Source organism: Streptomyces peucetius, assembly GCF_025854275.1.
GTDB lineage: Bacteria > Actinomycetota > Actinomycetes > Streptomycetales > Streptomycetaceae > Streptomyces > Streptomyces peucetius_A.
In genome coordinates this window covers 2,001,687-2,026,944 of record NZ_CP107567.1, presented here as the reverse complement: position 1 = coordinate 2,026,944, position 25,258 = coordinate 2,001,687, and the positions used below count along the sequence as shown (strand labels likewise).

General features: G+C 71.6%; 25 protein-coding genes and 1 riboswitch. Of the genes, 11 read left to right on the top strand and 14 right to left on the bottom strand.

Going from position 1 to position 25,258, the window contains the following annotated elements; genetic code table 11:
* The first annotated feature begins 19 nt into the window (after positions 1–19).
* Together OGH68_RS09285 and OGH68_RS09280 are read left to right on the top strand one after the other, a co-directional pair.
* Positions 20–1,048 carry a 6-phosphofructokinase gene (locus OGH68_RS09285; RefSeq protein WP_264242871.1) on the top strand — a complete coding sequence of 343 codons (1,029 nt, stop codon included), beginning with the start codon at positions 20–22 and terminating at the stop codon, positions 1,046–1,048.
* 111 nt (positions 1,049–1,159) lie between these two features.
* Positions 1,160–2,164, top strand: a complete 1,005-nt coding sequence (locus tag OGH68_RS09280) for a 2-hydroxyacid dehydrogenase (protein ID WP_264242870.1) — start codon at positions 1,160–1,162, stop codon at positions 2,162–2,164.
* Between the two features lie 16 nt (positions 2,165–2,180).
* On the opposite strand, the gene OGH68_RS09275 is transcribed toward OGH68_RS09280, so the two are convergent.
* Together OGH68_RS09275 and OGH68_RS36385 are read right to left on the bottom strand one after the other, a co-directional pair.
* Entirely contained in the window at positions 2,181–4,076 is a 1,896-nt protein-coding gene (locus OGH68_RS09275) for an anthranilate synthase family protein (RefSeq protein ID WP_264242869.1), read from the bottom strand.
* A 108-nt stretch (positions 4,077–4,184) separates the two neighbouring features.
* Positions 4,185–4,241 (bottom strand): trp operon leader peptide, encoded by a 57-nt coding sequence (locus tag OGH68_RS36385; protein WP_413471096.1) that lies wholly within the window; start codon positions 4,239–4,241, stop codon positions 4,185–4,187.
* Positions 4,242–4,399: 158 nt separating this feature from the next.
* Here OGH68_RS36385 and OGH68_RS09270 point away from each other — a divergent pair, with 158 nt between their 5' ends.
* Positions 4,400–5,752 carry a class II 3-deoxy-7-phosphoheptulonate synthase gene (locus OGH68_RS09270; protein WP_264242868.1) on the top strand — a complete coding sequence of 451 codons (1,353 nt, stop codon included), beginning with the start codon at positions 4,400–4,402 and terminating at the stop codon, positions 5,750–5,752.
* Between the two features lie 154 nt (positions 5,753–5,906).
* Entirely contained in the window at positions 5,907–6,161 is a 255-nt protein-coding gene (locus tag OGH68_RS09265; RefSeq protein ID WP_264242867.1) for a bacterioferritin-associated ferredoxin, read from the top strand.
* 83 nt (positions 6,162–6,244) lie between these two features.
* Here the strand turns inward: OGH68_RS09265 and bfr are convergent, their stop codons facing one another.
* Complete coding sequence (bfr, locus tag OGH68_RS09260; protein ID WP_264242866.1) at positions 6,245–6,724, bottom strand: bacterioferritin; 480 nt, start codon at positions 6,722–6,724, stop codon at positions 6,245–6,247.
* 153 nt (positions 6,725–6,877) lie between these two features.
* Between bfr and OGH68_RS09255 the strand changes: the two genes are divergently transcribed.
* Positions 6,878–7,510: a sulfite oxidase-like oxidoreductase gene (locus OGH68_RS09255; protein ID WP_264242865.1), complete on the top strand. Its 633-nt coding sequence runs from the start codon at positions 6,878–6,880 to the stop codon at positions 7,508–7,510.
* 39 nt (positions 7,511–7,549) lie between these two features.
* Here OGH68_RS09255 and OGH68_RS09250 read toward each other — a convergent pair whose 3' ends face one another.
* The 6 genes from OGH68_RS09250 to thiO form a co-directional block, all read right to left on the bottom strand.
* Positions 7,550–8,065 carry a DUF4396 domain-containing protein gene (locus OGH68_RS09250; RefSeq protein WP_264242864.1) on the bottom strand — a complete coding sequence of 172 codons (516 nt, stop codon included), beginning with the start codon at positions 8,063–8,065 and terminating at the stop codon, positions 7,550–7,552.
* Between the two features lie 105 nt (positions 8,066–8,170).
* A complete protein-coding gene (locus OGH68_RS09245; RefSeq protein ID WP_264242863.1) occupies positions 8,171–9,019 on the bottom strand; it encodes a deoxyribonuclease IV in 849 nt (282 codons plus the stop codon).
* Between the two features lie 5 nt (positions 9,020–9,024).
* A complete protein-coding gene (gene pknB / locus OGH68_RS09240) occupies positions 9,025–10,974 on the bottom strand; it encodes a Stk1 family PASTA domain-containing Ser/Thr kinase (RefSeq protein WP_264242862.1) in 1,950 nt (649 codons plus the stop codon).
* 252 nt (positions 10,975–11,226) lie between these two features.
* Entirely contained in the window at positions 11,227–12,021 is a 795-nt protein-coding gene (locus OGH68_RS09235) for a thiazole synthase (protein ID WP_264242861.1), read from the bottom strand.
* Positions 12,022–12,027: 6 nt separating this feature from the next.
* The gene (thiS, locus tag OGH68_RS09230) at positions 12,028–12,234 is read right to left on the bottom strand and encodes a sulfur carrier protein ThiS (RefSeq protein ID WP_264242860.1); all 207 of its coding nucleotides are present in this window, start codon (positions 12,232–12,234) and stop codon (positions 12,028–12,030) included.
* Positions 12,231–13,454: a glycine oxidase ThiO gene (gene thiO, locus OGH68_RS09225; RefSeq protein ID WP_264242859.1), complete on the bottom strand. Its 1,224-nt coding sequence runs from the start codon at positions 13,452–13,454 to the stop codon at positions 12,231–12,233. Before thiO ends, thiS begins: the two co-directional genes overlap by 4 nt.
* Positions 13,452–13,564: riboswitch (TPP riboswitch) on the bottom strand. It overlaps the preceding gene by 3 nt.
* Positions 13,565–13,788: 224 nt before the next feature.
* Here thiO and OGH68_RS09220 point away from each other — a divergent pair.
* The 5 genes from OGH68_RS09220 to OGH68_RS09200 all read left to right on the top strand — a co-directional run bounded on the left by OGH68_RS09220 (position 13,789) and on the right by OGH68_RS09200 (position 18,224).
* Positions 13,789–14,964 (top strand): NAD(P)/FAD-dependent oxidoreductase, encoded by a 1,176-nt coding sequence (locus OGH68_RS09220; protein WP_413471095.1) that lies wholly within the window; start codon positions 13,789–13,791, stop codon positions 14,962–14,964.
* A 127-nt stretch (positions 14,965–15,091) separates the two neighbouring features.
* Positions 15,092–15,457, top strand: coding sequence for an Rv2175c family DNA-binding protein (locus tag OGH68_RS09215; protein WP_264242857.1), 366 nt, complete (start codon positions 15,092–15,094; stop codon positions 15,455–15,457).
* A gap of 86 nt (positions 15,458–15,543) precedes the next feature.
* Positions 15,544–16,191 (top strand): thiamine phosphate synthase, encoded by a 648-nt coding sequence (gene thiE, locus OGH68_RS09210; protein WP_264242855.1) that lies wholly within the window; start codon positions 15,544–15,546, stop codon positions 16,189–16,191.
* 200 nt (positions 16,192–16,391) lie between these two features.
* Positions 16,392–17,309 (top strand): methylenetetrahydrofolate reductase [NAD(P)H], encoded by a 918-nt coding sequence (metF, locus tag OGH68_RS09205; protein WP_264242854.1) that lies wholly within the window; start codon positions 16,392–16,394, stop codon positions 17,307–17,309.
* A gap of 51 nt (positions 17,310–17,360) precedes the next feature.
* Positions 17,361–18,224 (top strand): INSIG family protein, encoded by an 864-nt coding sequence (locus OGH68_RS09200; protein WP_264242853.1) that lies wholly within the window; start codon positions 17,361–17,363, stop codon positions 18,222–18,224.
* Between the two features lie 54 nt (positions 18,225–18,278).
* On the opposite strand, the gene OGH68_RS09195 is transcribed toward OGH68_RS09200, so the two are convergent.
* The 5 genes from OGH68_RS09195 to OGH68_RS09175 all read right to left on the bottom strand — a co-directional run bounded on the left by OGH68_RS09195 (position 18,279) and on the right by OGH68_RS09175 (position 24,393).
* Positions 18,279–19,775: a phytoene desaturase family protein gene (locus OGH68_RS09195; RefSeq protein WP_264242852.1), complete on the bottom strand. Its 1,497-nt coding sequence runs from the start codon at positions 19,773–19,775 to the stop codon at positions 18,279–18,281.
* Positions 19,776–19,847: 72 nt separating this feature from the next.
* Positions 19,848–20,447, bottom strand: a complete 600-nt coding sequence (locus tag OGH68_RS09190) for a DUF4126 domain-containing protein (RefSeq protein ID WP_264242851.1) — start codon at positions 20,445–20,447, stop codon at positions 19,848–19,850.
* A gap of 361 nt (positions 20,448–20,808) precedes the next feature.
* Entirely contained in the window at positions 20,809–21,423 is a 615-nt protein-coding gene (locus OGH68_RS09185) for a TetR/AcrR family transcriptional regulator (protein WP_264242850.1), read from the bottom strand.
* A 29-nt stretch (positions 21,424–21,452) separates the two neighbouring features.
* Positions 21,453–23,540 (bottom strand): YhgE/Pip domain-containing protein, encoded by a 2,088-nt coding sequence (locus tag OGH68_RS09180; protein WP_264242849.1) that lies wholly within the window; start codon positions 23,538–23,540, stop codon positions 21,453–21,455.
* Positions 23,512–24,393, bottom strand: coding sequence for an ATP-binding cassette domain-containing protein (locus OGH68_RS09175; RefSeq protein WP_264242847.1), 882 nt, complete (start codon positions 24,391–24,393; stop codon positions 23,512–23,514). Before OGH68_RS09175 ends, OGH68_RS09180 begins: the two co-directional genes overlap by 29 nt.
* A gap of 162 nt (positions 24,394–24,555) precedes the next feature.
* Between OGH68_RS09175 and OGH68_RS09170 the strand changes: the two genes are divergently transcribed.
* Entirely contained in the window at positions 24,556–25,116 is a 561-nt protein-coding gene (locus OGH68_RS09170) for an SAV_6107 family HEPN domain-containing protein (protein ID WP_264242846.1), read from the top strand.
* Positions 25,117–25,258: the final 142 nt, after the last annotated feature.

Genomic DNA, 25,258 nt, shown 5'->3' with positions numbered 1-25,258 from the left:
AGGCGAAGGGAAGTTTTCCATGCGCGTCGGAGTACTGACCGGGGGCGGCGACTGCCCCGGCCTCAACGCGGTCATCCGCGGCCTCGTCCGCAAGGGTGTGCAGGAGTACGGCTACGAGTTCACCGGCTACCGCGACGGCTGGCGCGGACCGCTCGAAGGCGACACCGTCCCGCTCGACATCCCGACCGTCCGCGGCATCCTGCCCCGCGGCGGCACGATCCTCGGCTCCTCCCGCACCAACCCGCTGAAGGAAGCGGACGGCATCCGCCGGATCAAGGAGAACATCGCCAAGCAGGAGGTGGACGCGCTCGTCGCGATCGGCGGCGAGGACACCCTCGGTGTCGCGGCACGGCTGTACGACGAGTACGGCGTCCCGTGCGTCGGCGTGCCCAAGACCATCGACAACGACCTGTCCGCCACCGACTACACCTTCGGCTTCGACACCGCCGTCGGCATCGCCACCGAGGCGATCGACCGCCTGCACACCACCGCCGAGTCCCATATGCGCGTCCTCGTCGTCGAGGTGATGGGGCGTCACGCGGGCTGGATCGCCCTTCATTCGGGCCTCGCGGGCGGTGCCAACGTCATCCTCATCCCCGAGCAGCGCTTCGACGTCGACCAGGTCTGTGCCTGGGTCACCTCCCGGTTCAAGGCGAGCTACGCCCCGATCGTGGTCGTCGCGGAGGGTGCCGTGCCCAAGGACGGCGAGGCGGTCCTCAAGGACGGCACGCTGGACTCGTTCGGCCATGTCCGGCTCTCCGGCGTGGGCGAGTGGCTGGCCAAGCAGATCGAGAGCCGTACGGGCAAGGAGGCCCGCACCACCGTCCTCGGCCACGTTCAGCGCGGCGGCACCCCGAGCGCCTTCGACCGCTGGCTGGCCACCCGTTTCGGGCTGCACGCCATCGATGCCGTCCGGGACGGCGACTTCGGCAAGATGGTCGCGCTCCAGGGCACCGACATCGTGCGGGTCCCGATCGCCGAGGCGACGGCCAGGCTCAAGACGGTCGACCCGAAGCTCTACGAGGAGGTCGGCGTCTTCTTCGGCTGACGCGACCGGGACGACCCGGCGCGGCGGACGCGATGTGCCTCCGCTGACGCGACGGACTGTGGGCCGTATATTCGCGATATCCGGCCCACAGCTCGTAAACCGGGAGAATCCGTGGAAATCCTCGCCTTCGGCGTCCAGCCCGACGAGAAGCCGCTGATCGAGAAGGCGTTCGCGGGGACCCACACGGTCCGCTGCCTGGACGTGTTCCTGGGCGTGGACACCGCCGCCATCGCCGCAGGCCACGAGGTGATCTCCACCAGCGTCAACGCCCAGCTGGACGCGGAGGTGCTGCAGAGGCTCGCCGCCGGCGGCACGGCGATGATCGCCCAGCGCTCCACCGGCTTCAACAACATCGACCTCGACGTGGCCGCGCGGCTCGGCCTGACCGTCGCGCGGGTGTCGTACTACTCGCCGTACTCCGTCGCCGAGTTCGCCTGGACGCTGGCCATGGCCGTCAACCGCCGTATCGTGCGCGCCTCGATGCGCACCCGCGACTTCGACTTCCGGCTGGACGGGCTGATGGGCCGCGACATGCGCGGCCGCACCGTCGGTGTGCTCGGTACGGGCAAGATCGGTGAGGCGTTCACCCGGATCGCCCACGGCTACGGCATGGAGCTGCTCGGCTGGGACCTGGCGCCCAACCCGGCCTGCGTCGAACTGGGCATGAAGTACGTCGACAAGGACCAACTCCTCACCGCCGCCGACCTGGTCAGCCTGCACGTACCGCTGATGCCCGCCACCAGGCATCTGATCGGCGCGGGTGAACTGCGGGCCATGAAGGACGACGCGATCCTGGTCAACTCCAGCCGCGGGGGCCTGATCGACAGCGACGCCCTCGTCGGTGAACTGCGCAAGGGCCGCTTCGCCGGGGTGGGGCTCGACGTGTACGAGGCGGAGGCGGGCCTGTTCTTCCTCGACAGGTCCATGGAAGCGGTCGACGACGACACCCTGGCCCGGCTGGTGACCTTCCCGAACGTGCTGGTCACCTCGCACCAGGCGTACTACACCGCGGAAGCCGTCGCCCAGATCGTGGACACCACGGCGCGCAACATCGACGACTATCTGGCGGGCCGGCGCAGCGAGAACGTCCTCGTCCCCGCCGCGCCCACCCCCTGACGGCCCCGGGGCTCCGCTATCCGACCAGCACCCCGGCGAGCAGCGACGCCGTCAGCGCCGCGCCGTTCATGGTGAGCACCGACTCGGGGTGGAACTGCACCCCGGCGAAGCCGCCGCCGCGCAGCGCGTGCACCTCCCCAGTGGCCTCGTCCCGGCTCAGCTCGATCCGGTGCATGGCGAGCTCGGCCGCGGCGGCCTCGTCGCAGCGGGCCGTAAAGCTGTTGTAGAAGCCGACCGTCTCCGGGCGGCCGAAGAAGTCGATTCGCTCCTGCGCCCCCTGGTACGGCTCGTCCTTGCGGACGATCTCCAGCCCCAGCTCCGCGGCCAGCAGCTCGTGTCCCAGGCACACGCCCAGCAGCCCGTGACGGTGTCCCTTCAGCAGATCGGCCGCGAGCGCCCGCAGGAACTGCATCTTCGGATCGGTGGTGTCGACCGGGTCGCCCGGGCCCGGGCCGAGCACCACAGGTCCCCGGTGAGTGAGCGCCCGCTCCCGCAGCCCCGGCTCGTCGAACCGCAGGACCGTCACGTCGAGCCCGGTCGAGCGCAGCAGATGCGCCAGCATCGCGGTGAAGGTGTCCTCGCCGTCGACGACCAGGGCGTGCCCCGACAACGGCGCGGACGCTCCCCGAGCGCCGTGGGCGCAGGACATCCCGTCCTGCATCCGCAGCCAGAACGGCGCCAGATCGGCCCGCCGTGAGTCGAGCGCGGCCCGCACCCGCGGATCCTCGGCCAGCTGCGGGACCGCCTCGTGCGTACGGGTCGGACCGGGCCGCACGCCCAGCGCGGCCAGCACGCCGGCCGCCTTGGCGTGGGTCTCCGCGACCTCGCCCGCCGGGTCCGAGTGCCGCACCAGCGTCGCCCCGACGGGCACCCGCAGCGTCCCGGCGGCGTCGATGTCGGCGGTGCGGATCAGGATCGGCGAGTCCAGCGTCTGCGCGCCGCCCGCGTCCTGCCCGATCAGCGCCAGGGCACCCGCGTAGTAGCCGCGCCCGCCCACCTCGTGGCGCCCGATGACCCGGCAGGCGTTCTGCACCGGCGAGCCGGTGACCGTGGCCGCGAACATGGTCTCCTTCAGCACCTCGCGCACATCGAGGGAGGACCGCCCCCGCAACTCGTACTCGGTGTGCGCGAGATGGGACATCTCCTTGAGCCGGGGGCCGACGACGACACCACCCATGTCGCCGACCGCGCACATCATCTTCAGCTCCTCGTCGACCACCATGGAGAGCTCCTCGCGCTCCTTGCGGTCGTCGAGGAAGCCGAGCAGCGCCTCGGCCGTGGGCCCCTCGGGCGGATAGCGGAAGGTGCCGCTGATCGGATTCATGACGACCGTGCCCCCGCTCATGCGCACATGCACCTCGGGGCTCGCGCCGACCAGGGTCCGCTCGCCGGTGTGCACGACGAAGGTCCAGTACGCGCCCCGCTCGCCGGTCAGCAGCCGGCGGAACAGCGCGAGCGCGTCGGCGTGGCCGAAGCCGGGGATCCGCCCGGTGAACGTGCGGCGGATGACGAAGTTCGCCCCCTCGCCGCGGCCGATCTCGTCCTCGATGACGCGACGGACGATGCCGGCGTACTCCTCGTCGTCGACGTCGAACTCCCCGTTCTCGACGCGCACGGCACGGCGGGGGAGCGCGGACAGCGCCTCCGCGAGCGGAAGCCGGTGGCACTCGTCGGCGACCAGCACCGACAGTGGTGTCCCGTCGTCGGTGACGTCGAAGCCGCGCTCCGCGATCTGGCGGAACGGGACGAGGGCGAGCGAGGGCCCCTCGCCCACCGGCACGGCCGCGAGCCGCTCCACCTCCCGCACCTCGCCGATCAGCACCTCGACGACGTCGTGGTCATGGCCGGGAGTGCGCCGGCGCAGCAGCGCGAAGGGCGGGCAGTCGTCCTCGAGCAGTCTGCTGATGATCATCGGTCGGTTCCTTCCGGGTGGGAGGAACGGCCGGTCCCCGCTGGCCGCGGGAAAGACTGAAGGCCGCCCCTCGGGCGGCCTTCGCGATCGGATGTTGCGCGCGATGTATCAGTGGGCCGCCGAATGTGCGGTCCACCACCAGCTCTGTGCCTGCTGCGCCAACATGCCGCCGACCATAACGCATCCCTGCCCGGCGCCGCAGCGACGTCCGGGCCCTGGCGGGCCCCGGACGCGCGCGATGCGGCGGGGGTGCCCGCGCAGTGGCCGTCTCACTTACTGAGCGGCGGCGTGGACGCTCTCCGGGACCCCGTAATGTTGACAGGGTGACCGTGAACGCTAAGACCACCCTCGTTGGTGGCAACACCTGGCGAAACCTGCCCGCGGCGCAGCAGCCCGAGTACCCCGATGCCGAGGCTCTGCGCGAAGTAGTCGCGGACCTCGAGTCGTATCCGCCGCTCGTCTTCGCGGGCGAGTGCGACCAGCTGCGCGCCCGGATGGGAGCCGTCGCCAAGGGCGAGGCGTTCCTGCTCCAGGGCGGCGACTGCGCCGAATCGTTCGACGCGGTGTCCGCCGATCAGATCCGGGCCAAGCTCAAGACCCTGCTCCAGATGGGCGCGGTCCTCACCTACGCCGCCTCCGTGCCCGTGGTGAAGGTCGGCCGGATCGCCGGCCAGTACTCGAAGCCGCGCTCCAAGCCGACCGAGACCCGCGACGGTGTGACCCTGCCGACCTACCGCGGCGACTCCGTCAACGGCTTCGACTTCACCGAGGCGGCCCGTGTCCCGGACCCCGAGCGCCTGAAGCGGATGTACAACGCCTCCGCCTCGACGCTCAACCTGGTCCGCGCCTTCACCACCGGCGGCTACGCCGACCTGCGCCAGGTGCACGCCTGGAACCAGGACTTCGTGAAGTCCTCCCCGTCCGGTCAGCGCTACGAGCAGCTCGCCCGTGAGATCGACAACGCGCTGAACTTCATGAAGGCGTGCGGCACCGACCCTGCGGAGTTCCGCACGGTCGAGTTCTACGCCTCCCACGAGGCCCTGCTGCTGGACTACGAGTCGGCCCTGACGCGTACCGACTCCCGCACGGGACGGCTGTACAACACCTCGGGCCACATGGTCTGGATCGGTGAGCGCACCCGCCAGCTGGACGGCGCGCACATCGAGTTCGCCTCCAGGATCCGCAACCCGATCGGCATCAAGCTGGGGCCGACGACGACGGTGGACGAGGCGCTGACCTACGTCGACCGTCTCGACCCCGACCGGGAGCCCGGTCGGCTGACCTTCATCGTCCGCATGGGCGCCGACAAGGTCCGCGACAAGCTCCCCGAGCTGGTCGAGAAGGTCACGGCCTCGGGCGCGACCGTCGCCTGGGTGACCGACCCGATGCACGGCAACACCTTCGAGGCGGCGTCCGGGCACAAGACGCGCCGCTTCGACGACGTGCTCGACGAGGTCAAGGGCTTCTTCGAGGTCCACAAGGCGCTCGGCACCCACCCGGGCGGCATCCATGTCGAGCTCACCGGTGACGACGTCACCGAATGCGTGGGCGGCGGCGACGAGATCTTCGTCGACGATCTGCACCAGCGCTACGAGACGGCCTGCGATCCCCGGCTCAACCGCAGCCAGTCACTGGACCTGGCCTTCCTGGTGGCGGAGATGTACCGCAACCAGTAGTGATCAATGACAGTGGGGCGTGGATCGATGTGATCCACGCCCTACTGTCATATGCGGGACTTTTGCGGTCCGGGGACGGCGGGTAAGGTTAGGTTAGCCTCACCGATCAATCGGGACGGCGAACCGAATCGATCCCGCCGGGGAGGTGAACCGCGTGTACGTCTGCTCGTGCTTCGGCATCACGGAGAAGCAGGTCAAGGAGCACGCGGAGGCCGGAGCCTGCACTCCCCGCCAGATAGCGTCGGTCTCCAAGGCGGGCACCGACTGCGGTTCCTGCGTGCGACGCATACAGGGGATTCTCGGCCGCGGTGCGTGCCCCCGCCGTGAGCTGCTGGAGCAGGGCAAGGGCGCGTCCGTGCTGGCCGTCGACCCCGACGGCACCCCTCCGGCCCTGGACGAGGCGGCCTAGCCTGCCGGACGTCGGCCTCCGGGCCCGCCGCCTTGCCTTGCCGCCGTGTCCTCCGGCTCCTCGCCCGCCCTCCGGCTGTCCGCCTAGCCCTCCGGCTGTTCGATCACCTGGGCGATGTACAGCGCCTCACCGAGCTTGTCGACCAGCTCCAGCTGGGTGTCGAGGTAGTCGATGTGGTGCTCCTCGTCGGCGAGGATCGACTCGAAGATGTTCGCCGAGGTGACGTCCCCCTTCGTCCGCATGACGTCGATACCGCGCTTCAGGCGGTCGATCGCCTCGACCTCGATCTGCCGGTCGGCCTGGAACATCTCGGTGACCGTCTGTCCGACGCGTACATGGAACAGCCGCTGGTAGTTCGGCAGACCGTCCAGGAAGAGAATCCGGTCGGTGAGCACCTCCGCGTGCTTCATCTCGTCGAAGGACTCGGCACGGGTGTATTTGGCGAGCTTCGTCCAGCCGAAGTTCTCCTGCATCTTCGCGTGCAGGAAGTACTGGTTGATCGCGGTCAACTCGGCAGTCAGCTGCTCATTGAGGAACTCGATGACCTCGGGGTCGCCCTGCATCGCAGAGGCTCCTTCCACGCGTGTACTGGGCAGGTCCGCGCATCCTCGCACCGTGACCACGGAGCGTCCAGTAAGTGCATGCTTAGTAGGAGTTGCCCGAATCGGCCCAGACCTGGTCATGACCACCCCTCCCGGTCTGTCACCATTGAGGGCATGGGTCAGCCGGAGAGCCGGGAATACCGCGCACCAGAGGAGTCCGAGCTTCCGCCGGGGCAGCGACTGCAGCGAGGCTGGCCTGTCACCCATTACGGGCCCGTGCCCAAGTTCAAGCCTGAGCGCTGGGAGTTCAGGGTCTTCGGCGCCACCGCCGACGGTGAGAAGCACTGCTGGAGCCACGAGGAGTTCTCGGCGCTGCCCTTCTCGACCGTCGAGGGCGATCTGCACTGCGTGACGAAGTTCAGCATGCTGGGGGCCGAATGGGGTGGTGTGCCCGCCCGCGCGATCGTCGAGCTCGCGCCGCCCGCGCCCGCCGTCAGCCATGTGATGGTCTGGGCGGAGTACGGCTTCAGCGCCAATCTGCGTCTCTCGGACTTCGTGGCGGACCGCACGATCTTCGCCACCCACAAGGACGGCGAACTGCTCACCGCCGAGCACGGATTTCCGCTGCGCCTGGTGGTGCCGCATCTGTACGCCTGGAAAGGGCCCAAATGGGTCCGCGGCGTGGAGTACATGACGGCCGACCGCCGCGGCTTCTGGGAAGAGCGGGGCTATCACAACCTCGGCGACCCCTGGCGGGAGCAACGCTACTCCTACCAGGAGGAACCGGGGGACGGCCCGGAGCTCTGAGCCCCGGGCCGGCGGTCCCGCGGCCGCTGGTGGTGCGGATCAGTGGTGGTACTGGTGGACCACCGCGTGCCCCTTGCCGCGGCCGATCATCCACTTGTTCACCGGCGTGGTGACGAGGAAGGCGACGAGGAACGCGAAGGCCAGCGCGCCCCAGAACAGCCCGTCGGCCAGATGGGCGTCCATGGCTCCCGGGACCATGAGCAGTACGCCGTTGTCCACGATTTCCATGACGGTGATGGAGAGGGTGTCGGCGGCGAGGGCGACGTTGATCGCGGCCTTCAGGCTCACGCCGGCCCGTACGACGGCCCAGAGGGTCAGCGAGTAACCGAAGAAGAAGGCCAGGACGATGGCGAGGGCCATTGTGGGGGCGTTGCCCCAGCCCAGCGCCGTACCGATGATCATGCCGAGCACCTCGCCGATGGCGCAGCCGGTGAGGCAGTGCAGGGTCGCCTTGGCCGCCATGCCCCAGCTGACCTTGCCCCCGCCGTGGTGGGTGTGGCCCCCGTGCCCCTCGTGCCCGTGGTGGACGTCGTGGGTGTGCTCGGTGTGTCCCATGTGCCCGGCGTGCGTTTCGTGCTGCATGGCGATGCCCCCAACGTCAGGTAGCGGTTCCTGTCGACAACAGGAACCGTATACCCCCTGGGGGTATTCCGGAAGGGCTCAGCGAAGTTTCTTCAACCGCTCCACGTCCGCTGCGTGCCCCTCCTTGCCGCCGGGAGTCTCGATGACCAGCGGCACGCCTTCGGTGGCGGGATGCGACATGAGCGCGCGGAACGGCTCCTCGCCGATGTGTCCCGCGCCGATGTTCTCGTGACGGTCCTTGTGCGCCCCGACGACGTCCTTCGAGTCGTTCGCGTGGATCAGCTTCAGCCGGCCCGCACCCACGGTCCCCACCAGCAGGTCCAGCGTCTCGGCCACCCCGCCGGGAGCCGCCAGATCGTGCCCGGCCGCGAAGATGTGGCAGGTGTCCAGGCAGACGCCCAGCCTGGGATGCGCGTCGAGCGCCTCGAAGTACGGTCCGAAGTCCCAGGTCCGGGAGCAGAGCGAGGAGCCCTGCCCGGCCGTGGACTCCAGGAGCAGAAACGGGTCGTCGTCGTGCGTCAGCTCGTCCAGCAGCGGCAGCAGCCGCTCCCGCACCTGCGCCAGCGCCACCTCGCGGGGGCGGCCGCCCGTCGCGGAACCGGTGTGCACCACCACGCCCAGCGCGCCGATCTCCCGGGCCCTGCGCAGCGAGTGCCGAAGCGAGAGGACGGACTGCTCGGCCGTGGCCTCCGTGTGAGAGCCGAAGTTGATCAGATACGGGGCGTGCACCCAGGCCGAGATGGACTCGGCGGCACACTCGGCCCGGAACTTCTCGTCCTGGGCCGGGTTGCCCCTGGGCGTGGCCCAGCCTCGCGGATTGGCGACGAAGACCTGCACGGTCTCCGCCCCCAGCTCCCGTGCGTAGCCGAGTCCGGTCGTGGCGAGGCCGCCGGCCACGGGCACGTGGCCGCCGACAGGGTTGCGCATCAGAACTAGAGCCCCTTGATCTTGATGGTGATGGTGCTGCCCTCGGGCGCACGGCCGCCGCCCTCGACGGACTGGCTCTCGACCTCGTCGCCGAGGAACGGGAAGTTCTTCTCGGCCTTCACCACGAAGCCGGCCTCCTCCAGCTCGGCCGTGGCGTCGTCCACCTTGTCGCCGACCACATCCGGGACCTCGATCATCCGCGGGCCCTTGGAGACCGTGAGCGTGACCGTGTCACCGCCCGCCAGCCGGGTGCCCTCGGCCGCCGACTGACGGGCGACCGAACCGGCTTCCTCGGCCGAATGGATCCGCTCGTCCGCGACCTCGACCTTCAGGCCCGCCTCCTCGAGCTCGGCGGTCGCCTCGTCGACGGTGTCGCCCGTGACATCAGGGACGGAGATCGGCGCGCCCTTGCTGACCACGATCGACACCGCCGTGTCGGGGCTGCGGCTGCTGCCCGCCGCCGGGTCGGTGGCGATCACCGAGCCCTGCGCGACGCTCTCGTCGAACTCCCTGGTCACCACGCCCGGCGCGAGCCCGGCCGCGCGGAGTTCGCGCTCGGCCTGTGCCAAGGGCTTGTTCTCCACGTCCGGGACCTTCACGATCTTCGGGCCGCGGGAGACGACGATCGTCACGGAGCCGTTGTCCCGTATCCGTTCGTTCGTACCCGGATCGCTCTTGATGACGGTGCCGCGAGCGACGGTCTCGCTGAAGTCGTGCCGGACGGACTTCACCTCGAGCCCGGCCTTGTCGAGGGCCTGACGGGCTTCCGTCTCGCTCTTGCCGATCAGGGCCGGCACGCGGGTGAACTGGCCCGAGTTGATGTACCAGACGCCCGTGCCGACACCGAGCACCGCGATCACCGCGATCAGCAGCGTGAGCAGACCGCGGCCGGACATCGGTACGCCGCGGCCCGCCGAGCGCACCGGTTCCGGCTCCGGACGCTCCGGAGGCGGCAGGACCAGCCGGGCCGTGTGGTGCACACCGGGCTCCTCGCCGGGGAGGGCCCGCGGGATGACGTCCGTGCGGTCCTCGTCGGAGGGCGCGCCCGCGGCCGGGGCGTCCCCGTCGTCCTCCGGCCGGGCCTGTGGCGGCTGTGCGTCCAGCTGCTCGGCGCCGAGCGCCGCCCGCGCCTCGCGCGTCCGGGCGAGCAGCTCCACCGCGTCGTGCGGGCGTACCTCCGGGTTGCGGGCGGTCGCGCTCGCCACCAGCTCGTCCAGTTCGACGGCGAGCCCGGGGAAGAGCGCGGACGGCGCCGGCACGTCGGCGTTCAGATGCTGGAAGAGCACCTGGGCCGGGGTGTCGCCCCCGTGCGGCTTCGCGCCGGTCAGCATCTCGTAGAGGACCACTCCGCACGCGTACACATCGGCGCGGGTGTCGGCGGTGCCGTACTCGATCTGCTCCGGCGCGAGGTACGAAACGGTGCCGAGGACCGTGCCGGAGGTGTTGGTCACGGAGCCGACCGCCCGTACGAGACCGAAGTCGGCGACCTTGACCCGGCCGTCGTCCCCTATCAGCACGTTCTCCGGCTTCATGTCCCGGTGCACGAAACCGGCCCGGTGCGCGGCGCCCAGCGCCGCCAGCACGGGCTCCAGGATGTCGAGCGCGGCCCGCGGCTGCAGCGCGCCGCGCTCGCGCAGCACGTCACGCAGGGTGCAGCCCTCGACGTACTCCATCGCCAGATAGACGTACGCACCCTGCGCGCCCTGGTCGAACACGCCCACGACATTGGGGTGCGCCAGCCGCGCCACGGACTTCGCCTCGCGGATGAAACGCTCCACGAACGTGGCGTCCGTGGCGAGATCCGGATGCATCACCTTGAGGGCGAGCTCCCGGTCGAGACGGGTGTCGACGGCCCGGTAGACCGTGGCCATGCCGCCGACGGCGATGCGCTCATCGACTCGGTAGCGGCCGTCGAGCACCTGCCCGACGAGGGGGTCCTGGAGGGTCGTATCCACGCGCCGATTCTACGAGCAGGGGCGAACAGGTCCGACGGGCTTGCGAGCGCGGACCGGTACTGCAGCCGACCTGTGACGCGCGGGGCCGGTTGTTCTAGGGCCTGGCGGCCGTGGGAGGTAGCCCCGGCCTCGCCGGCGTTTGAGGCGCGGGGGTCCGCGGGCAGAGCCCCCGGTTACGGGAAGGGGCGGGGAGGGGGCAAGCCCCGGGCAGCGGCCCCGCCCCGCCCGCGCGCCCCCGCCCCGTCAGGGCCGTCAGAACGCCGGCCGCTCCGGATCCAGCGTCGCGCGCCCCTCGACCGGAGACGACGCCTCGGCGAAGTGCCGCCGGGGGATGCGGCCCGCCCGGTACGCCAGCCGCCCCGCCTCCACTGCGTGCCGCATCGCCTCCGCCATCAGGACCGGCTCCTGCGCCCGCGTCACCGCCGACGCCAGCATCACCGCCGCGCAGCCCAGCTCCATCGCCAGCGCCGCGTCCGACGCCGTGCCGGCGCCCGCGTCCAGGATCACCGGCACGCCCGCCTGCTCGGTGATCAGCTGGAAGTTGTGGGGGTTGCGGATGCCGAGCCCGGAGCCGATGGGGGAGCCGAGCGGCATGATCGCGGCGCAACCCACGTCCTCCAGCTTCCTCGCGAGCACCGGGTCGTCGTTCGTGTACGGAAGGACCGTGAAGCCGTCGTCGACCAGCGTCTCGGCCGCGTCCAGCAGCTCCACCGCGTCGGGCAGCAGGGTCCGCTCGTCCGCGACGACCTCGAGCTTGATCCAGTCGGTTCCCAGCGCCTCCCGTGCCAGGCGCGCGGTGAGGACGGCCTCACCGGCGGTGAAGCAGCCCGCGGTGTTGGGCAGGACCCGGATCCCGAGCCGGTTCAGCACGGAGAGCACCGACCCCTGGACGGTCGGGTCGAGGCGGCGCATCGCGACGGTGGTGAGTTCCGTGCCGCTCGCGACCAGGGAGCGTTCGAGGACGTCGAGGCTGGGCGCCCCGCCCGTACCCATGATCAGCCGGGAGTCGAACGTCGTCCCGCCGATGGTGAAACGGTCGTCTGCCATGGCTGGTCAGCCTCCCTGCACTGCGGTGAGAATCTCGACGCGGTCACCGTCGCCGAGACGGGTGCCGGGCCACTGGCTGCGCGGGACGACCGCCTCGTTGACGGCCGCAGCCACACCCGAGGGCGCCGCGGTGAGCTCCGCGACGACGATGTCCAGCGTGGTTCCTGGGGCGAGATCGCGTGCCTCGCCGTTGACGGAGACGGAGACGGTCATGCGGACTGCTCCTGAAGAACTGTGTCCCGGCGGACAGCGGCCTCCCGCGAGGCCGGACGCTCGCCCGGGCGCCCGCCCGTGAAGCGACGCGGCGAGAAGGGCCGTGCCACCTCCGGCAGTTCGCCGCTCACCAGCGCGCCCGCCAGCACGTCGCCGGTGACGGGGGTGAGCAGGACGCCGTTGCGGTAGTGCCCGGTGGCCAGCAGAAGCCCCGGCAGGTCGGTGAAGCCCAGCAGCGGCGCGTTGTCGGGCGAGCCCGGCCGCAGCCCGGCGCGGGTCTCCACGAGAGGCAGCTCGGTGATGCCCGGTACCAGCTCGTGCGCGTCGCGCAGCAGCTCGTACACCCCGCCCGCGGTGACCGTCGTGTCCCAGCCGAGTTCCTCGCTGGTCGCGCCGACGACGAGCTCGCCGTCCTCGCGCGGCACGAGGTACACATGGCTGCCGCGCACCACGGCGCGCACCGTGCGCGAGAGGAACGGCGCGTACGGACGCGGCACGGTCAGCCGCAGGACCTGGCCCTTCACCGGCCGTACGGGAGGAAGCACGTCCGCCGGTACGCCGTTCAGCCGTCCGCTCAGGCTGCCGCCCGCCAGGACCACCTGCCCGGCGCGAAGCTCGCCGCCGTCGGCGAGGACCGCCCCCACCGCCCGGTCGCTCTCGACGACCAGCCGCTCCGCCCAGGTGCGGCGGAGCTCGACCCCGGCCCGTTCGCAGGCCGTGACCAGCGCCGCCGCCAGCCGTCGCGGGTCGACCTGGTGGTCGCCGTCCACCCGCAGCCCGCCGCGTACGCCGGGCGCGAGCATCGGCTCGAGGCGGCGGCACTCGCGGCCGGAGAGCCATGCGGACTCGAGCCCCGAGCGGATCTGCAGGGCGTGCAGTTCGCGCAGATGCGCGCGGTCGTCGGCGTCGAGGGCGACGGCGAGCGTGCCGCAGGAGCGGTGGCCCACCTGCTGCCCGCTCGCCTCCTCCAGTTCGGCGACGAAGGCCGGGTAGCGGCGGGCAGACTCGAGGTTGAGGCCGAGCAGCGTCTGCTCGCCGTAGTGGAGTTCGGTGACGGCGGCCAGCATGCCGGCCGCGACCTGCGCGGCGCCGCCGCCCGGCTGCGGGTCGGCGACGGCGACCCGCAGGCCCTGCTGCGCTGCTCGCCAGGCCGTGACCAGGCCGATGATTCCGCCGCCCACGACAAGGACGTCGGGGGAACACGGTGTACGAGACGACATGGGCGTCCAGCCCCTCCCTTCGCCGGCATGACCCGGATCAGGTTCGTACGGTCGGAGGCCGGCCAGCCTCCCTCTCAGCCCGGTGCGTCCGGGCTCCCGCGAGTGCCTTACGGTGGCCACCCTAACCTCCCGCCCCGACGCTCTGTAAGGGAGCCGCAGCGCGGCGAAGAGCCTCGACGGACTCGCCGGCCGAAGGCTCCGCGGGAGGGCGGCGGGACGAGCGTGGTGGCGGAGCCGCCTTCCTGACCCGTCGTCAGGTACGTAAGGTGTGCGGGTGGACGAACGGCAGCAACAGACAGCGGCGCGGCGTCGCGTGGTGATCGTCGGTGCGGGCATGGCCGGTGTGCAGACGGCGGTCGCCCTCCGCGAGCGGGGATTCACCGGCCCGGTCGCCGTGATCGGCGCAGAGCCGCACCAGCCGTACGACCGGCCCCCGCTGTCCAAGGCCGTCCTGCTCGGCACGGCGGAGGGCTCGGCCTTCGACATCGACTTCGAGGTCCTCGACGTCGAACTGCGCCTCGGCGTCGAGGTGACCGGAGTGCGGACGGACGCCCACGAGGTGGACACCGCGGCCGGTCCCGTCCCGTACGACGTGCTGGTGCTGGCCACCGGCGCGGAGCCGGTCACCCTCCCGGGCGCGGTCGGCGTCCCTGGTGTCCATCTGCTGCGCACCCTGGACGACGCGGCGCGGCTGCGGCCCCTGCTCGCCGAGAAGCACGACGTCGTCGTGGTGGGCGCCGGGTGGATCGGCGCGGAGTTCGCGACGGCCGCCCGGCAGGCCGGCTGTGCGGTGACCGTCGTCGAGGCCGCCGACCGTCCGCTCGCCGGCACCATGCCCGCCGAGGTCGCGGCCCCGATGGCCGCCTGGTACGCGCAGTACGGGGCCGAGCTGGTCACCGGTGCCCGGGTCGCCGCGGTCGAGCCCGGCGCCGTCGTCCTGGCCGACGGCCGCCGGATCGCGGCCGGTGCCGTCGTCGTGGGCATCGGCGCCCGGCCCGCCACGGGTCTGCTCGCCGGCTCCGGTATCGAGCTGGGCCCCGACGGCGCGGTCGTCGCGGACCGGTATCTGCGCGCCCGTGCCCCCGATGTGTACGCCGTGGGGGACTGTGCCTCGTATCCGTCCGGCCGCTACGCGGAGCGGCTGCTCGTCCACCACTGGGACAACGCGCTCCAGGGGCCGCGCACGGTCGCCGCGAACATCACCGGCGGCGGCGCGGACCTCGAGCCGTACGACCCGGTGCCGTACTTCTGGTCCGAGCAGTTCGGCCGTTACGTCCAGTACGCCGGCCACCACGGCGCCGCCGACACTCTGCTGTGGCGCGGCGACCCGACGGAAGAGACCTGGTCGGTGCTGTGGCTGCGCGGTGGCGCCCTGGTGGCCCTGCTGGCCGTGGGCAGGCCGCGTGACCTGGCGCAGGGACGCAAGCTGATCGAGTCCGGGGCGGCGCTGGACCGGGAGCGGGCCGCCGACCCCTCGGTCCCTCTGAAGGCGGCGGCCCTGTCGACCTGAAGGCGGCGGCCTTGCCCCTCGAACGCGGCGGCCTTGTCACCCTGAAGGCCGCTCCTTGGCCCCTGAAGGCGGCGGCACGGCAGGTCCCGGCTACCGACTGTCGGTCCTGGATGGCAGGCTTGTTCCCGTGACCGAGATTGACGCAAAGATCGATGCTCTCGTCCCCGCCTGGCTTCACCTGCCGGACATCGCGGAAATGCTCGATGTGGAGGTGACGCGTGTGCGGCAGCTGGTCAAGGAAGGCCAGCTGATCGCCGTGCGCCGCGGTGAGAACCGGACGCTCCAGGTGCCCGCCGCCTTCATCGACGGCGACAAGGTGGTCAAGGGCCTCTCGGGGACCCTGACCCTCCTGAGGGACGACGGCTTCACCGACGAAGAGATGCTGGAATGGCTCTTCACCCCTGACCCGAGCCTGCCGGGCACGCCCGCGCAGGCGCTCAGCGAGAATCGCGGTACGGAGGTGAAGCGCCGGGCACAGGCGCTCGCCGTCTGACACATCGGAAAACATCATCGCGGCCGGATGCACGGGCCGGGCCGCCCGGCCCGTGCATCCGGCCGCCCGACGGGGGGATTCACCTCATGGCCACGGCTCGCGCGCTGCTGTCCGACGCCCGGCTCTATCTGTGCACGGACGCCCGCAAGCGGCAGGGTGACCTTCCCGAGTTCCTCGACGCCGTGCTGACGTCCGGGGTCGACATCGTGCAACTGCGCGAAAAGGGCATGGAAGCCGGTGAGGAGCTGGAACACCTCCAGGTCTTCGCCGACGCCTGCCGCAGGCACGGCAAGCTGCTCGCGGTGAACGACCGCGCCGACGTGGCGCACGCCATCGGCGCCGGCGTGCTGCACCTGGGGCAGGGCGACCTGCCGGTGCCCGCCGCGCGGGCGATCCTCGGCGACGGCGTGCTGATCGGCCGTTCGACGCACTCCGAGTCCGAGGCGGCGGCCGCCTCGGTCGAGCCGGGCGTGGACTACTACTGCACCGGTCCCTGCTGGCCCACCCCCACCAAGCCCGGCCGCCACGCTCCCGGCCTCGGTCTGGTGCGGTACGCGGCAGGCCTGGGTGCTGAGCGGCCCTGGTTCGCCATCGGCGGTATCGACGCGGGCAATCTGGACGAGGTGCTGGACGCCGGTGCACGCAGGGTCGTCGTCGTACGGGCGATCACCGAGGCGGACGACCCGGCGTCGGCCTCGGCCGGCCTGGCGAAGCGGATCAGGGGCAGGCTCTGACGTCCCCCTGAAGCCGGCGGCGGCCCCGGGTGTCCCGTGGTCCCGGGTGTCGCGTGGCCCCGGAGGTCCGGTGGTGGCGGTGGTGATCATGCCGTGCTGATCGTCCGTTTTCTGTCCAAGGCATGGACAAGAGATGGACAAAGGCGACATTTTTCCCCGATCTGGTTGGGGGACCCCCTCCATCTGGCTAACCTGCCCGTATGGCCCTCGGTACTGCTTCCACCAGAACGGATCGCGCACGGACGGTGCGCGACCTGCTTGCGACGGGCAAGACGTCGTACTCGTTCGAGTTCTGGGCGCCCAAGACCGAAAAGGGCGAGCGGAACCTGTGGAACGCGCTGCGCAGGGTCGAAGCGGTCGCTCCCAACTTCGTCTCCGTGACCTATGGCGCCGGTGGCTCCACCCGCGCCGGCACCGTCAAGGCGACCCAGCAGATCGCCGCGGACACCACCCTCACACCCGTCGCCCACCTCACCGCGGTGAACCACTCCGTCGCCGAGCTGCGCAACATGATCGGCCAGTACGCGGACGCGGGCATCCGTAACATCCTCGCCGTCCGGGGCGACCCGCCCGGCGACCCGATGGGCGAGTGGGTCGAGCACCCCGAGGGAGTGCGGTACGCGGCCGACCTCGTCCGGCTCATCAAGGAGTCCGGCGACTTCTGTGTGGGTGTGGCGGCGTTCCCCGAGATGCACCCGCGCTCGACGGAGTGGGACGAGGACATCCGGCACTTCGTGGACAAGTGCCGCGCCGGCGCCGACTACGCGATCACGCAGATGTTCTTCCGGCCCGAGGACTATCTGCGCCTTCGCGACCGGGTCGGTGCAGCGGGTTGCGAAACCCCGATCATCCCCGAGATCATGCCCGTCACCAGCGTCAGACAGATCGAACGGTTCGCCACTCTCAGCAACGCGCACTTCCCGGCCGAGCTGAAACAGCGGATCCTCGCGGTCAAGGACGACCCCGCCGCTGTACGCTCCATTGGCATCGAGTTCGCGACGGAGTTCTGCGCGAGGCTGCTTGCCGAGGGTGTTCCAGGGCTGCACTTCATCACGCTCAACAACTCCACCGCGACGCTCGAAATCTACGAGAATCTCGGACTGCACGAGCAGTCGTGACCGGTCGTACCGCCCCGCCCCGGGGCCGGCGGCCGCAGGATAGGGGCGGACATGGGCTGGACGGTCCTCTACATCGCGTTCGGCATCGTCGCGCTGTGGCTGCTCGGTGAGGTGCTGCTGCAGTACAAGGCACGCCTGCGCTGGCGGGTGCTCGCCTTCTGCGGCTTCCTCGGCGTCGTCATAGGCGTGCTGCTGCCCTCCGTGCCGGTGATCGCCGTCGGCGCCATGGCGTTCGCCGTCGGCCAGACTTATGTGACGCTCTCCTTCCGGCGCGGCTTCTCCACCGGCTGGGCACTGGGCGGCAGCCCCGGCGTGAGCAGGCGGCGCCGGTCCGGCGCCGCCCCGGAGGCGAACCAGGAGCCCACGCTCGAGGTCACCGACATCTCCTACGACACGCCCGAACAGGTTCCGGCGCCCCCCGCAGCGGCCCCCGACGTCTACGAGCCCCAGCCGATGCCGGACGACACCGGCCAGTACGGCGTCTACACCCCGGCGGCCTACGCCGCCCACCAGGACGAGCCGCAGCACGACACGCCCGAGGGGCAGGACACCGGCCACATGCCGTACGCCGCGGGTTACGACGCCTACGACGCGTACGCCGACCACTCCCCCGAGCAGCCCGCGGAGCAGCCGACCTACGCCGGCCAGTACGACTACGGCAGCACCCAGCAGTACGCCACCTACTCCGATCCGTACGTGGGCGGTCAGCAGTACAGCACCTACGACCCCTACGGCGCCGGCTACGGCGACCAGCAGCAACAGCAGCAGTACGCCGCCGCGTACGGGCAGCAGGACGGCTACAGCGAGACCCCGCCCGGCGGAGTATGGGTGCCGCAGCAGCGTGAGAGCGACCAGGAACAGCCCTCCGCCTACTACGACTCCGGCTACAACGAGCAGCAGCAGTACCGCTACTAGCGGCAGCGGTACCGCTGTTGGGCGGCGCGGCCGCCCGAGGCGGCCGCGTGCCGCTCAACGGGAGCCGCGGAAGTCCGCACCCTCCACGATCAGTCCGGCCACCAGCGCCCCGGACATGCCCGCGTGCGCCAGCCCGCCGCCGGGGTGCGCCCAGCCGCCGGCGAAGTACAGACCGGACAGCGGCCCGGTGCTGGGCACCGGAAGGAACGCGCCCGACCCCCCGGCGAGAGCCGGGGCGGGGACCGCCGCGCAGGCGGTGTCCCGGCGGATGTCGTCAGGAGTGCGCACCTCACGCCACAGGATTCGCTCGCGCAGGCCCGGCACCGCGGCCTGTGCCGCCTCCACCATCCGGTCCGCCGCCGCTCCGGCCGCCTCTGCCCAGGTCCGTCCGCCGCTCAGAGCGGCCGGCACGGTGGCCGTCAGCGTGACGGTCTCGTGGTCGTCGTCGGGCCGCAACAGCGGGTCGTCGGGCCGCATGACGACCACGGTCGGGCGCGGGCCGGTCGTGCCGGCGTCGATCGCGTCCCACTCGGCCGCCGGGTCCGGGGCGTGCACCACGGTGCGGTGCACGGCGTCGGCCGGCCGGCCGCCGCGCAGCGCCAGATGGACCGTCAGCCGTGCCGTCCGCCCGCCCGTCCGGCGGCGCGGCCACTCGGCGGGCCGGTCCCCTGAGACGACACGGTTCTCGAACAGGGAAGGCACCGGGGCACCGGACACCACGATGTCCGCCTCCACCGGCCCGCCGCGGTCCAGTTCCAGGCCCACCGCGCGGCCGTCCTTCTCCAGCACACGCGTCACGGCGGTGCCGAGGACGAACTCCACCTTCCTGGCCAGGCACCGCTCGTGCACCGCGTCGGCGAGGGCGCGCAGACCGCCCTTCACGTACCAGGAGCCGAAGGTCTGCTCCATGTAGGGCAGCACCGCGGCGGCGGCGGGCGCCGTGCGCGGGTCCAGCCCGTACGCCGTGGCATGGCTGCCGAGCAGTGCGGCGAGGCGCGGGTCGCGCAGTTCGCGGGTGCCGATCTCGCCGAGTGTGCGGGCCGGCCGCCGCAACAGGCCCTGCCGGAGCGCCGGATAGGGGTCCTTCGAGAAAGGGGAGGTGTCCGCGGGCAGCGGCTCCTCGAGCAGCGGGCGGCGCGAACGTTCCCAGGCGTCCCGGGCGCGGCCGAGGAAACTGCCCCAGCGTTCGCCCGATCCGGGCCCGAGCGCCGCCTCCAGGGACGAAAGGATGCCGGCCCGCGACACGTTGGGCAGCCGGACGTCCGTCCCGTCGGCGAAGACGTGCCGGCTCGCCGGATCCACCTGCGTCAGCTCGACGCACCGCTCCAGGGGCTCCTTGCCGGTCTTGACGAACAGGTCGCGCCAGACCGCCGGGAGATGCAGCAGACCGGGGCCGGTGTCGAAGGCGAAGCCGTCCCGCTCGAAGCGGCCCACCGAGCCGCCGTGCGTGGACGCACGCTCGTACACCGTCACCCGGTGGCCTGCCACGGCCAGCCGGGCGGCAGTCGCCATGGCGCCCATCCCGGCGCCGATCACCGCAATCCGTGCCATGTCCGTGACTTTATTACCCGGGCCCGGCGGGCCACGGCCCGGGGCGGTGGGCCCGTGGCCGGGGCGGACTCGTCATGCCGCCCTCGCCAGGCGCCTCTCCTCCCGGCGCCGCGCCCTGCGCCGCAGAAAGCGCCGGATCCTGGCGGCGAGGAAGACCACCGTGACGATGCCCAGCACGAGCAGCGAGCCCGCGATCACCGCGGCGGCCACCGGGTTGAAGACCGCGAAGGAGATGATCCCGGCGACGCCCAGGTCCTCCGCCAGGCTCACGCCGATGTTGCTGAACGGCTCGGGCGAGGTGTTGACGGCCATGCGGGTGCCCGCCTTGACCAGATGACTGAGCAGCGCGGTGGAGCCGCCCACGGCGCCGGCCGCGATCTCGGGCAGGGACCCGCTCTGCCCCGCCAGCAGCGCGGCGACCGCGGCGCCGGCCACGGGCCGGATCACCGTGTGGACCGAGTCCCATATCGAGTCGACGTACGGGATCTTGTCCGCCACCGCCTCGCACAGGAAGAGCACACCGGCCACGATCAGGACATCGGTGCGCTGCAGCGACTCGGGCACTTGGTCGGACACGCCGGTCGCGCCGAAGACACCGAACAGCAGGATCACCGCATAGGCGTTGATCCCGCTGGCCCAGCCGCTGGTGAAGACGAGAGGGAGTACGGACACGGACGTGATCGTAACCAGTCCCGTGCCCCGGCGGGTGAGGATCAGCACGGAGAGCTGAGTATCCGTACCTAGGCGCCGAGATGAGTACGCGCGCGGATGGGGTCCGGCCCGTCCGGACGGAAGAGTGGGGACCACGGAAGGGGCGCGGCGCCGGCACCGCCGGCACGGGGCGGCGGAACGGCGCGGCTCCCCTGACGGAACGGGGGTTGCGGTACGGAGGGCCCATGACCACGGGGGACAACGGGGGACCGGGCTCTTCGCACCACGGGGGTACGGGGAACGGGGAACGGGAGACGCCGGGCGGGCTGGAGATCCAGCCCGTCCGGCGTTCCGTGCACCCGGCCCCGGCGGGGAAGGGACGTCAGTCCCGGCGGCCGCTGACCCGGCCGTGCAGCAGCAGCGACAGCGCCCCGTGCACGTCGTCCAGCGACCGCTCCCGCTGGAACGCCTGCCAGTCCAGCGCCGCCACCAGCACCATCCCGACGAGCGCGGCGGCCGTGAGCGGGATGTCGATGTCCTCGCTCAGCTCACCCGCCTCCACACCCTCCCGCAACACCGTCTCCACGACGGCCACCGCCTCCTGGCGCACCACGAGAAGCGTGGACTGCCAGGCGCGGTTGGTGCGCCACAGCTCGGCGACGTACAGCTGGGTGAAGGCCGGGTAGCGGTCGATGAAGACCAGACCGGCCCTGATCATCTCGTCCAGCGCCTCGACCTTGGTGCCGCCGCGGCCCGCCGTACGGTCGGCGGCCTCCTGCAGCGAGGCGGTGAGGAGACCGACGCCGAAGCGCAGCAGCTCCTCGAAGAGCTCGGTCTTGCTCTTGAAGTTGTAGTACACCGTGCCCTTGGCGACCCCGGCACGCTCGGCGATCTCGTCGACCGTCGTGGCCGAGAACCCCTGCTCCGCGATGAGCGTGACGGCCGCCTCGTAGAGCTTGGCGCGGGTCGCCCGGCGTCTGGTGCTGCTGCTGTCCATGCCGTCGATTCTCACAGGTCCGGCGGCCTTCACAGACTCAGCTCCGGGTGGAGCCGGTCGAGCGTCCACACCTGCTTGCGCCGTGCGGACAGCGCGGTCAGGGCCAGGGCTCCCGCGGTGAAGGCGAGCAGCACCGCACACGCCTGCCACACGGGGCCGAGGCCGCCGCCCGTGATGAGCCTGCGCAACGCCTCGACGACGTACGTCATCGGCAGGAACGGGTGGACGGCGTTGAAGAAGCCCGGGCTCGTCTGGACCGGGTAGGTGCCGCCCGCCGACGTCAGCTGAAGCATCAGGACGGCGAGGACGAGGATCCGGCCGGCTGCGCCGAAGCGGGCGTTGAGCCACTGGATGATCGCCGCGAAGCAGCAGGTGACGAGTGCGAGGAAGCCGACGGTGCCGGCCGCGTTCGCCAGCTGGAGCCCCGGACCCCAGTGCAGTACGGACATCAGGGCGGCGACCTGGAGCAGGCCGAGCGACGCCACGGGCAGCAGGCCTGCCAGCGCGATCCGCCACGCGGACGCTCCGGTGGCCAGCGCCCGGCGGTTCAGCGGCTGGATGATCATGTACGCCACCATGGAGCCCACCCAGAGGGAGAGCGGGATGAAGTACGGGGCGAAGCCGGTGCCGTAGTTGGGTGCCGAGTGCAGCGACCGGCTCGCCAGCTGCACCGGGTCGGCCATCACCTCGGTGCGGCGGTCACGCTCCTTCTCGTCGTAGTCGGGGATCTTGTGGACGCCGTCGCCCAGCCCGGCCGCCAGCTCGGTCGACCCGTCGGCCAGCCGGAACAGCCCGCCGTCCAGCTCACCGGCGCCCTTCTTGAGCTTGCCGACACCGGTGTCCAGGTCGGTGGAGCCGGTCTTGGCGGTGGTGAGGCCGGTGTGCAGCCGGTCCGCGCCCCTGGCGACCTTGTGGGCACCGGCGTTGAGCTCGTTGATCTTGCCGATCGCGTACTCCAGGTCCTCGTCCAGCTTCGGGGCGCGCTGCGCGAGGGCGTCGGCCTTCTTCTCGAGGTCGACGAGTTGCTTCTGCAGCTTCTTCAGGTCGCCGTCGCTGCCTGCCACCAGCACGTTGAGGTCGTCCGCGATCGTGGCGACGTCGGCCGCGGTCACCTTGGCCCGCTTCAGCTCCGGGCAGGCCCGGGGGTCGGGGATCAGGGCGTCCTCGCACTGGGTGCGGTGGATCTCGCTCAGCGCGTCGGCGGACCTGTGGGCCAGGACGGCGGCGGCGGGGGCCCGTTCGACCAGGCGGTCCAGGTTGTGCCGGACGGCACGGGAGGTGTCGGCCACCAGCCGGGCCGAGTCCCCGATCGACTTGCCGTTGTCCTTGAGGTACGGGCGCGCGCGGTCGGCGGCTCCGTTCACCCTGTCGGTCAACTCCTGCGTGCCTTCGGCCACCTGACGGGACCCGGTCTCCAGCTCACCGGCGCCCTTGTGCAGCGTCTTGATGCCCCCGGCGAGCTTGTCACTGCCCCTCTCGGCGTCCTTCAGGCCGTTCGCGAGGTTCTCGGAGCCCTTCTTGGCCTCACCGACACCGTTCTTGAGCTTGTCGGCCCCCTTCGCCGCCTTCTCCGTCGCGTCGTGGATGTCGGAGAACGAGATGAAGATCCGGTCGAGGAACGACCGGGAGGCATTGGTCGACGCGGCCGTGCGCACCTCGGAGAAGACCGTGCGGGAGATCTGCCCGACGATGTAGTTGTTCGCGTCGTTCGTGCGGACCTGGAGCGCCCCGGTCTCGGGGGAGTCGCCGGAGCTGGAGGCGATGCGCCGGCTGAAGTCCGCCGGCACGGTCAGCGAGAGGTAGTACGTGCCGTTCTCGACGCCGTCTCGGGCCTCGGCGCCGGTGACCTCGTGCCACTCGAAGACCTTGCTGCCCCGCAGGCGTTCGGTGATCTCGTCCCCCGCGGAGATCTTCCGGCCTGCCGCGGTGGCGCCCTTGTCGTCGTTGACGAGGGCGACAGGAAGCTTGTCGAGCCTGCCGTACGGGTCCCAGAACGACCACAGGTACAGGGCGCCGTAGAGCAGCGGCAGCAGCAGCACGGCGACGATCGCGGCGGCCGGCAGCTTGCCCCGGCCGAAGCGCTTCAGCTCAAGCGCGGCCAGTTTCGGTGCTCGCATCGACCGGTCCCTCCTCGTCGGTGTCGGTGTCGGTGTCGGTGGTGGTTCCGGTGTCGGTGCTCGTGCTGGTCCCGGTCGTGGCGGGGGCGGCGTCCGGGACGGCAGTGTCGGTGTCGGCATCGGCTCCGGGCGTCGTGGCCGTACCGGTGGGCACCACGAGGGCCTGCTCCGGGGCCTGGCTGCACACGGCGAGCACGGTCGTGCCGCTGTCGGCGACCGAACGCAGCAGGGCCCAGGCCGTGGCCCGTTCCGCGTCGGAAAGTTTGAGGTCCGCGTCGTCGACCGCGAGCAGCCGGGGGCGGCCGATCAGCGCGAGGGCCACGGAGAGCCGCAGTTCCTCCAGCCGCCCGAGGTCGCGCACAGCGGTGCGTTCCTGCTTGGGCAGCGTCGCGACGTCGAGCCCGGCGGCGGCGAGGGCCTGCCCGACCCGCTCCCGTGCCGCGGCGGCCCGCTCCGCGCGCGGACGCAGCAGAGCGCGCAGCGAACCGTCGAAGCGCCGCTGCAGCAGCGCCCGCTCGCGCAGGTGCTCGGCCACGGTCAGCGCCGGATCGAGATCGCTGACGCCCGCCACCGGACCGAGCGCGCTGATCCGGCGCACCGCGGACATTCTGCGGGGCAGCGGCAGGCCCGCGACCTCGACGCTGCCCTCGGTGGCACGCATGCGTCCGGTGAGCGTCAGCAGCAGGCAGGTGCGCCCGGAGCCGGACGGGCCCTCGATCGCGACGAGTGCGCCCGGCTCCGCATCGATGTCCACCGAGCGGAACGCCCAGCCGCGCGGGCCCTTGAGCCCCAGTCCCGAGGCGCACACCGCCGCGCCGTAGGGGCCGTCCACGTCTCCCACCCCGATTCCCATCCCCGAATCCCTCCGTCAGTTTTGAACTGACCAGTCAGTTCAAAAACTATCCTCGAACCCCCGATCGATGCAAAGTGCCAGGTCAGCGGCGATTGTCAGTGGGTGCCTCGACCATGGACACATACGGCCACAGCGCCGTCACACGACGACAGGAGGCTCGTCATGGCCAGCTACTCAGCAGCCGCCGCACACCGGCGTCGCGCCACCGGCCCTGCCCCCTCATCGACCGGCCCGGCGCACGACGTCCATCCCGTCCTGCGCCGTGCCACCGCGCCGCCCGCCGCCCTCGACCTGCTCGCCCAGGCCCGCACGGGGCTCGACGAGGCGGCTGCTTTCGACCAGCCCAACGAGCGCTATGCCACGGCACATCTGGCCGCCCTGCGCACGGCCGCCGCGGTGCTCGCCGCCCGCGGACGCCCCGAGACCAGCCCGCGGCGCAGACAGCGGATCCGCAGTGCCTGGGAAGTCCTGCCGGAGATCGCGCCGGAGCTGTCCGAGTGGAGTCTGCTGTTCGCCTCGGGGGCCGAGCGCCGCGCTCGCGCCGAGGCGGGCATACAGGGCGCGGCCAGTCACCGCGAGGCCGACGATCTGCTCCGGGACGCCGCGATGTTCCTGCGGCTGGTGGAACGGCTGCTGGTCCTGCAGCCGGTGCTGCCGCAGCCCAGGGGCCGGCAGCCGGAGCAGGTGGCGCCGCCGGAGGGGCGGGGGGACGCCGCCATGTGACCGGGTGGCGCCGGCGTGTGAACGGGGAGGCGGGCGCCGGCATCGCGGACCGCCCGCGCAGCGGCTCCTGCGCGGGAGTCGGGGCGGCACCGGCCGGGACATCGCGGCGGCACGGGGCGGGAGGACCCCCGGCGGGGGCGTC

Bases quoted from the DNA above. Each gene is read 5' to 3' on its own strand.
- OGH68_RS09285 (WP_264242871.1), top strand. From the start codon at position 20: ATGCGCGTCGGAGTACTGACCGGGGGCGGCGACTGCCCCGGCCTCAAC.
- OGH68_RS09275 (WP_264242869.1), bottom strand. From the start codon at position 4,076: ATGATCATCAGCAGACTGCTCGAGGACGACTGCCCGCCCTTCGCGCTG.
- bfr (WP_264242866.1), bottom strand. From the start codon at position 6,724: ATGCAGGGCGACCCCGAGGTCATCGAGTTCCTCAATGAGCAGCTGACT.
- OGH68_RS09255 (WP_264242865.1), top strand. From the start codon at position 6,878: ATGGGTCAGCCGGAGAGCCGGGAATACCGCGCACCAGAGGAGTCCGAG.
- OGH68_RS09250 (WP_264242864.1), bottom strand. From the start codon at position 8,065: ATGGGACACACCGAGCACACCCACGACGTCCACCACGGGCACGAGGGG.
- OGH68_RS09245 (WP_264242863.1), bottom strand. From the start codon at position 9,019: ATGCGCAACCCTGTCGGCGGCCACGTGCCCGTGGCCGGCGGCCTCGCC.
- OGH68_RS09235 (WP_264242861.1), bottom strand. From the start codon at position 12,021: ATGGCAGACGACCGTTTCACCATCGGCGGGACGACGTTCGACTCCCGG.
- thiS (WP_264242860.1), bottom strand. From the start codon at position 12,234: ATGACCGTCTCCGTCTCCGTCAACGGCGAGGCACGCGATCTCGCCCCA.
- thiO (WP_264242859.1), bottom strand. From the start codon at position 13,454: ATGTCGTCTCGTACACCGTGTTCCCCCGACGTCCTTGTCGTGGGCGGC.
- OGH68_RS09220 (WP_413471095.1), top strand. From the start codon at position 13,789: ATGGCCGGTGTGCAGACGGCGGTCGCCCTCCGCGAGCGGGGATTCACC.
- thiE (WP_264242855.1), top strand. From the start codon at position 15,544: ATGGCCACGGCTCGCGCGCTGCTGTCCGACGCCCGGCTCTATCTGTGC.
- metF (WP_264242854.1), top strand. From the start codon at position 16,392: ATGGCCCTCGGTACTGCTTCCACCAGAACGGATCGCGCACGGACGGTG.
- OGH68_RS09200 (WP_264242853.1), top strand. From the start codon at position 17,361: ATGGGCTGGACGGTCCTCTACATCGCGTTCGGCATCGTCGCGCTGTGG.
- OGH68_RS09195 (WP_264242852.1), bottom strand. From the start codon at position 19,775: ATGGCACGGATTGCGGTGATCGGCGCCGGGATGGGCGCCATGGCGACT.
- OGH68_RS09185 (WP_264242850.1), bottom strand. From the start codon at position 21,423: ATGGACAGCAGCAGCACCAGACGCCGGGCGACCCGCGCCAAGCTCTAC.
- OGH68_RS09180 (WP_264242849.1), bottom strand. From the start codon at position 23,540: ATGCGAGCACCGAAACTGGCCGCGCTTGAGCTGAAGCGCTTCGGCCGG.
- OGH68_RS09175 (WP_264242847.1), bottom strand. From the start codon at position 24,393: ATGGGAATCGGGGTGGGAGACGTGGACGGCCCCTACGGCGCGGCGGTG.
- OGH68_RS09170 (WP_264242846.1), top strand. From the start codon at position 24,556: ATGGCCAGCTACTCAGCAGCCGCCGCACACCGGCGTCGCGCCACCGGC.